This window comes from Leptospira abararensis, from assembly GCF_016918735.1.
In the GTDB taxonomy this organism is placed as follows: Bacteria; Spirochaetota; Leptospiria; order Leptospirales; family Leptospiraceae; genus Leptospira_A; species Leptospira_A abararensis.
On record NZ_JAFFPR010000003.1, the window covers coordinates 26124 to 33175 of the forward strand.

Here is a 7052-nt window from a genome sequence, read left to right on the forward strand (position 1 = left end):
TCTCATCCCAATACCAGGGGTTCAGAAAAGTCGGATCTTCCCACAAATGAATCGCCCGTAAACGATCATTCGTTCCTAGATTGAAAGGGCCCCGGACAAATCATACCGGAATGTCCCAACCTCCACCAAACAGAGATTGTGTGATTCCTAGCTTAGAGGAGATAAATCTTGGAAAAATCCAAAATGCCCACCCAAAAAAGTTCCGACATCACAAATGATTTACCGAAACATGAAGAGAAAATTTGTCCCAATTGTTCTCGAATTTTTGAATGTAAAGTTGGATCCATTAGTCTTTGCCAATGCACCAAAGTCACTCTCTCCGCAGAGGAAAGGGACTATTTAGCTCTTCAATTTGCGGATTGTCTTTGTTATCAATGTATGGAAAAATTGGCCTTTGAATATAGAATTACAAAATCATATAAAGCGATCACCTGGAGTTTTTGAATCGTAAAAATTGGAATGGAATCAAAAAAGAATTATATGGATGAATTATTAGAATTAGGGTCGAAAGCTCTACGAATTGCAGCATTGAATACAGATGCAAAAGATTATATCTTAAACAATGAGACCTTATTCAAAACCTTAAAGAAAGCCGCTGACCGATATATCGGCGGAGATACTTTAGAAGAAACAATAGGGAAAGTTATTTCGGAAAATCAAAAAGGTTTTAAATGTTCCATTGAGTTTATGGGCGAAAGTACAAAAACAATTCAGGAAGCAACCGAAGTTACTGATGAGTTTCTAAGAATTGTTAAAGAAATAAAAACCCAAAAACTTTATTCAACAATTTCTCTCGACCTCTCCCATATCGGGTTAACCCTTTCTAAAGAGTTTTGTCGGGATAATTTGGAAAAAATTTGTAAAGAAGCAAAGGCTTCTGAAATAGAGGTGATTGTTAGTGCAGAGGATGTGGGAAAAACGGATGCGATCATTGATGTTTATAAACAAACTCATAAAGTTTATGATAATTTAGCAATTACCTTGCAAGCTTATTTGTTTAGGACAAAAGAGGACTTTCAGGAACTCATCAAAGAGAAAGGAAGGATTCGTATAGTGAAAGGTGCTTTTGAAACCCCTCCCGGCCACTCAATATCCAGAGGAGAAATTCTCGATACTGTCTATTTGGAATATGTGGAAAAACTGATTTCCAAAAATCATAAATGTTCCATTGCAACACACCACCATAAAATACAGCAGGAAACAAAAACTCTCATAGAAAAGTACAAACCAAATCAAAGTTCGTATGAATTTGAAAGTCTTTATGGGATTCAAACGGAGAATTTGGCGACACTTAGAAAGGAAGGTCATCCTACCAAACTATACTTTGTCTATGGAAAGGAATGGTATCTCTATCTCTGCAATCGTATCGCTGAATATCCATTGAATATTTTTCGAGCACTAGATGATATCATTTCCTCTTAAAATCCACCAAACAATTGTAGTATTTTCATTATTTCTTATATAGAAATTTCAAAATTGAATGGAAAATATGCATAGGTAGTTGTTCTATTTGTATAGAAGGATGAAACTCTTTTGACCAGCATATTCTTTTTGGTGCCTCTCTTTGCTTCTTTGGCAAACGTTAGTTGTTTTATTGAAAATATCACACGTGACCACCGTTTTCACAGGTTACTCAGTGTATTTTATTTCACGATTGGAATTCAGAATGCGGCTACTGCCGCCCTTTGTCTTGCACCAAATGAAACTACTAGTATGGCTTTATGGATTTTCCAATGCCATTCATTTTTTCTTCTCGCTCCTGTCCTTGTTGCTTTGTGTTCCTTTTGTACAGGTAGAAAATTGTTTAATAAGGCCACAATCGGCATTGCAATTTATGCACTTGCGATAGATTTACTCTGTTCTTCCATACCGAATACCTTTGTTTATGGATTTACCTTACTCTCATTTGGAATCGCACCTTTACTTACCATTTTCGGTGGAATTCTTGGGGGATCTGTCCATTTTTTTGCTATTGCTGTTTCTTTGTATTTTGTTCTCTCACCATTAGAATGGATTCCTTTTTTTGATCGTAAGACATTTATCATTGCCTTATGCGTTTGGTGGTTTGGTCTTTTTTCCAATTTTTTACCTATGTATGGATTTAATTTCCCTCCTTTTCATCCTGTTGTTGATGCTACTTTATCCGTGTTACTCTCAATTTATTTGAATCGATATAATACTTCTAGACCTAGCTTATATAGTTTAATTGCTTCCATTTTGATCTCGCTTGCTGTTGGATTATTTGTTGGAATTTTAGTTTTAGGAATTCTTCCTACTTTTCCTTTGAAAGAATTGGCCACTTCTGTGATTACAACCGTAACCAGTCTTTTGTTTTTTGCCTATTTGTTGAAAACAACTTTGAAAGACAATCGGCCAAATCTTTCTTTTTCCTTATCTCTTGAAAATTTTTCTTTATCAAAACAAGAACTTAGGATATGTGAATTGATTGCAGAAGGGCATAGTCGTTCGTTCATTCGTCTGATTCTTAATGTATCGGATGGAACTTTACGGAATCATTTGAAGAATATATATGCAAAAGTACTCCCTGAATCCAATTCTACCTCAAAAGACCAATTGCAAAGGCTGACCGTATTTTTATCCAAACATAAGCGAATAGAGGGCAATTCTGGCAAATAAATACCAATCTGCAATATTTAAACTTCTTTTACTGCTCAACACAAACTAACTCGCGATTGCTGGAACATTGTTGTAGTCCTTTCCCTCTTGTGAGTGTCAATATATCTTGAGTATAAGCATCTCCAGCGACTCCCAATTCGCCAGAGGAATTTGTAGTCCACTTCAGACAAGCTCCATCTCCATTTAAATATGTTGTCCAATCTGATTCGAGTCCTGTCCAATGGTCAGAGCTAATTGTTGTAATTGGTGTAGAAATTGTTGATGTAAATAATCCATTGGCATTGGATGTTTCTATTGCAATTCCGTTTGGTCGTATGTAAGCCTGGTTTGCTTTAAAAACCCAATCGATCTGACCATCGCCCAAATTTGATGTGATACTTGCTCTTCGTGATATTCCGTCGACGACCATTGCTTTGAAATTACCAGAGCCTGGGTAGTTTGGATCAGACTGGCAACTGGAATCAAAGTGAGATGCTTTGCCAATATTGGCAGGGTATGTATTCTGGGTTATAAATATAATACAGTTGATACAAGAAGACTTACAATTGATTTCAATATCCTGTATATTTTTGTTGGTAACCGTTCCCGTGGCGTTTATCAACTCACAGAAGTTACCGTCTGCTTGATTCGCAAAATTAACTTCGTAAATAGAGCCAACAGGAACAAGGATAGGAAAAACAAACTCTGTGCTATCAGAGGGAATCTCGAGCGTTACTTTTTGATTCAAAATCAATCTAAGTCCAGCACCAGTAAGGCCTGAAATTTTTCCACCAACAGTAAAACTTGTAAAATTTGGTATATTCATAGAAATACATTGGGAGCTTAAATCACTTAATATTAGTTTTGCTGCTATGGTTTTGGAAAAGGATTCGGAGCTTGCATCACATACATTCTCCATTGGGGAGGAAGCACAGTAAGTTAGGATACTCATAGAAAAAATAAGAACAAAAAAAGTTTGAATTGAAGGAAAAATAGAAATGAAGTGTTTATTGAAAATAAACAAGCGAAATTGTATTTTTACCAGATTAAAAAAATATAAGATTTCTTTGTAAGAACAAAATCCGGATCTGAAAATTATTCTTTTTGTCAAATAATCAGATCTGGATTTGATAATAACTGTATCAATCATTGGGGATACTTAGATATCCTTCTAAGATGGCAGACCTTAATGGTTGGTCGATAATGAGGAAGGATACAACCTTCGTGCACAAAAATTCTTTATCATTAATGTTGAAACTTGTTTTGGTTGAATGAAGGCCTGCATTGGGGATGGGTATTTCTAAGTCGACTGTGGGGGCAATAGTTTCCGTACTTCTTGGGCTTAATCCAACCAAGTCTAAGTGTAGAGAATTGCCCTGGCTTGGAAGGTTGTAGTTTGCCGTAAGTTCTACAGTCTCTCCTACTTTTGTGGCAGTAATACAATGGTCATCACAGTTACCCCAGGTTGCAGGAATTTTCATTGCGTCCGCACAATTTCTTGGGTGTCCTATGGTTAATTGTTTTGTAGACAATCCAAATTCATTTTTTGCCACAACGAACACTTTGATTTTTTTGTCCGCATCAGTAAGATATGTATAACCGCTGAAGTTGGCAGCAGTTCGTTTGAGGGATTCCAATGCGTTCGTCACCGTTCCATCGGGATGGAGTTCCATATTTTTTTTCCCGAAGTAGAGTGTGACTTCCGTATTTTCCGGGACAGGTTTTTGGAAACTAACACTAGTTTTTTGGAATTGTAAGAGGCCCTTGGTGGAATAGGGATCATCTGCTGGATTGGCATTATTGGTAATGTAAGTAATTTCATTCAGAATTGGAATCCCTACCGGAAGGTCATCTACTGCTATGGGGGCTGTTCCGACAGAACCACCTTGTCCGCCACCTAATTGGGAAGCCGTGTTGGATTCTGAAGCAAGTAAGATGGGTACTAATTGGGTATCCGCATCCGAGGTTGTTCCTTCGCATTGCAAGAGGAAAAGAGAGAGACCAGTCGTCAGAAGGATAAGTAAGTTCCAGCGAACAAATTGAATGGTTCTATGGCGGAGCCGGTTCCCATGTCGAATTGATTGTTTTGGTGTTTTCATGCACTAGAAGGTAACATGAGTAGAGTTTTTTTGCCATGTCCTGGATGTCATGAGTGGGGGAGAGGGCCTATCCCAAATGTCATGTTTGGAATTTTCAAGGGATCTAGGTTCGGGGAACTTTCTTTTTTGGACCGGTGATTTCGGAACTCACTTACTTTTTCACCAAATTGTTTTTCCAACAATAGTTATCCAAATAGATAACTATTGTTCTTGCCAAAAAAACTGTCCATTTTAATAGTTATCCATATGGATAACTATCACTCACCAGACCTTTTGCTTTACATCCATCCTCTCGCTTCTTTTTGTCATAAGGTGCTCGTCGCCCTATATGAAAATGGCACAGAATTTGAACCTCGGATTGTGGATTTCTTAAAGGAAGATTCCAGTGCGGCCGAACTGTTTGCCTATTGGCCAGTAGGAAAAATTCCCCTCTTGCGGGATAGAAAACGGGAAAAGACAGTTCCCGAAACTTCTATCATCATTGAGTATCTGGATGAATTCTATCCCGGTGAAAAAATACTCATTCCTAAGGAGAGTCAACTCGCCTTAGAAACAAGACTTTGGGATAGGTTCTTTGATTTATACATCAGTGTGCCTATACAGAAAATTGTTGTGGATCGGTTGCGGCCAGAAGGCAAAAACGATGTTTTCGGAGTGGAAGAGGCCTACAATACCTTAAAGATTTCTTATGATATGGTGGAGAAACAATTGGGTTCCCAAGGTTTTATTACAGGAGAAAACTTTACTATGGCCGATTGTTCCGCAGTTCCCGCTTTGTTTTATGCAGATACGATTGTAAGTTTTCGAAACACCCATCCAAAGATTACAAATTACTTCGAAAGTTTATTGGAAAGATCTTCCGTCAAACGCACGATAGCTGAAGCAGAACCATATTTTCATATGTATCCTTTGAGTGATCAAATCCCCAAACGATTCCGAAAAGGATAGTCTTTAGGTTTCAAACAAGATGCAATTCACTAATATCACTGTAAATTTATGAAGGCTAAAATTTTAGGTTTAGAATCTATTTTCCATGCTCTTGCCGATCGCAGTCGTTTGGGAATGGTTGAACGGTTGAGTTTGGGGCCTGCTTCTGTTAAAGAATTGGCCGAACCACTGGATATGGCCTTACCCTCTGTTTTGAAACATTTAAAAGTTTTGGAAGAGGGTGGGATTGTGATTTCAGAAAAATTAGGTAGAGTTCGTACTTACCGATTGGATCCTTCAAAACTTTCGGGAATTGATTTATGGATGGAAGAAAGAAAGGCAGCTTGGAACCGAAGTTTCGACCTGCTTGATCAATTTTTAATAGAAACTTCGGATGAAAATTCCGACTAGGGTAAAATGAAAGAAGGACAAGTAAAACACTCTACATTTACAATTGAAAGGATTCTTCCTGCATCTAAAGAGAGATCTTTTGCTGCTTGGGCCAATGCTGAATCAAAAAGAAGATGGTTTGCCTGTCATGATGATTGGAAAACCGTAGAATACCAGTTAGACTTTCGTATCGGTGGATTGGAATCTAATCTTGTGCTTACCCCTTCAGGAAGTCGGCATGTTTTTGAAGGACGTTATCATGATATAATACCAAATGAAAGAATTATTTATGCTTTTTCTATGTATGTAAATGAGATTCGAATTTCTGTTTCACTCGTTACCGTTGTTTTTGAGTCAAAGGTTGAGGGAAGAACAAAGATGATCTTTACCGAACAGATTGTAATATTAAAGGATCCGAATCTGGGTGATTTTTCTATCGAAGAGGAAGTTCGTGGTCGAGTAGAAGGAACCAATGCTGGTTTTGATCGACTTGAGAAAGAAATAAGCTGAAGGCTTCTGTTTAGTTCAGGAGCCTTCGTCTATTCTTTATCTTTTCTCTAATCCATATAAGAATCAAATGGGATAAACAAATTCATAAAAGGTTCCATTAACAATAGGAACTCTTATGTTTTTGATATCTCTCGATTCTTCTTCTTTTTCTAGGTATTGGAAGAAGGTTTTTTCTGGCTTGTAAAAGTATTGGGTTCTCGCGCGTTCCAAGGATTGGAGTGAATTTTGGATATTCGTTTCTTTCGATTCCTTTGGATCAAAAAATTGAAAGAGTTGCCTATTTTTGGCAGAAGCCGGTAAAGAACATTCGAAGCAAATTTCTTCTTCAATGGACAATATCTCATCATAGATTTCGGAATTTTTACCTGGCCCACCGATTGCCTTTAGTTTTAGGGATAGTTCATAGTATTCGTCGAGTAGGGATTCAATGTATTCCATAGTGTGGTAACCTCTAAGATCCACTATAACACTGGGGTCGGACAAAAAAGTGGGGTCCTGAAAATTTTTTAG

General features: G+C 37.5%; 9 protein-coding genes. 6 read left to right on the top strand and 3 right to left on the bottom strand.

The window, feature by feature from the left end; translation table 11 throughout:
- Window positions 1–183: 183 nt before the first annotated feature.
- The 3 genes from JWG40_RS00135 to JWG40_RS00145 all read left to right on the top strand — a co-directional run bounded on the left by JWG40_RS00135 (window position 184) and on the right by JWG40_RS00145 (window position 2637).
- Window positions 184–444, top strand: a complete 261-nt coding sequence (locus JWG40_RS00135) for a cysteine-rich CWC family protein (RefSeq protein WP_205283873.1) — start codon at window positions 184–186, stop codon at window positions 442–444.
- 15 nt (window positions 445–459) lie between these two features.
- Window positions 460–1422, top strand: coding sequence for a proline dehydrogenase family protein (locus JWG40_RS00140; RefSeq protein WP_232369061.1), 963 nt, complete (start codon window positions 460–462; stop codon window positions 1420–1422).
- A 111-nt stretch (window positions 1423–1533) separates the two neighbouring features.
- On the top strand, window positions 1534–2637 hold the full coding sequence (locus JWG40_RS00145) for a helix-turn-helix transcriptional regulator (RefSeq protein ID WP_205283874.1): 1104 nt from the start codon (window positions 1534–1536) through the stop codon (window positions 2635–2637).
- A 28-nt stretch (window positions 2638–2665) separates the two neighbouring features.
- On the opposite strand, the gene JWG40_RS00150 is transcribed toward JWG40_RS00145, so the two are convergent.
- On the bottom strand, window positions 2666–3568 hold the full coding sequence (locus JWG40_RS00150; protein WP_232369062.1) for a DUF1554 domain-containing protein: 903 nt from the start codon (window positions 3566–3568) through the stop codon (window positions 2666–2668).
- A 190-nt stretch (window positions 3569–3758) separates the two neighbouring features.
- Window positions 3759–4715 (bottom strand): hypothetical protein, encoded by a 957-nt coding sequence (locus JWG40_RS00155; RefSeq protein WP_205283875.1) that lies wholly within the window; start codon window positions 4713–4715, stop codon window positions 3759–3761.
- Window positions 4716–4961: 246 nt separating this feature from the next.
- Between JWG40_RS00155 and JWG40_RS00160 the strand changes: the two genes are divergently transcribed.
- From JWG40_RS00160 to JWG40_RS00170, 3 genes are read left to right on the top strand one after another with little or no spacing between them, the layout of a single operon-like run.
- Entirely contained in the window at window positions 4962–5663 is a 702-nt protein-coding gene (locus JWG40_RS00160) for a glutathione S-transferase family protein (RefSeq protein WP_205283876.1), read from the top strand.
- Window positions 5664–5711: 48 nt separating this feature from the next.
- Complete coding sequence (locus JWG40_RS00165; RefSeq protein ID WP_205283877.1) at window positions 5712–6053, top strand: ArsR/SmtB family transcription factor; 342 nt, start codon at window positions 5712–5714, stop codon at window positions 6051–6053.
- Between the two features lie 6 nt (window positions 6054–6059).
- Window positions 6060–6542, top strand: coding sequence for an SRPBCC family protein (locus tag JWG40_RS00170; protein ID WP_205283878.1), 483 nt, complete (start codon window positions 6060–6062; stop codon window positions 6540–6542).
- Window positions 6543–6605: 63 nt separating this feature from the next.
- Here the strand turns inward: JWG40_RS00170 and JWG40_RS00175 are convergent.
- Window positions 6606–7052, bottom strand: a 447-nt coding sequence (locus JWG40_RS00175) for a hypothetical protein (protein ID WP_232369063.1), incomplete at its 5' end; no start/stop codon positions are given.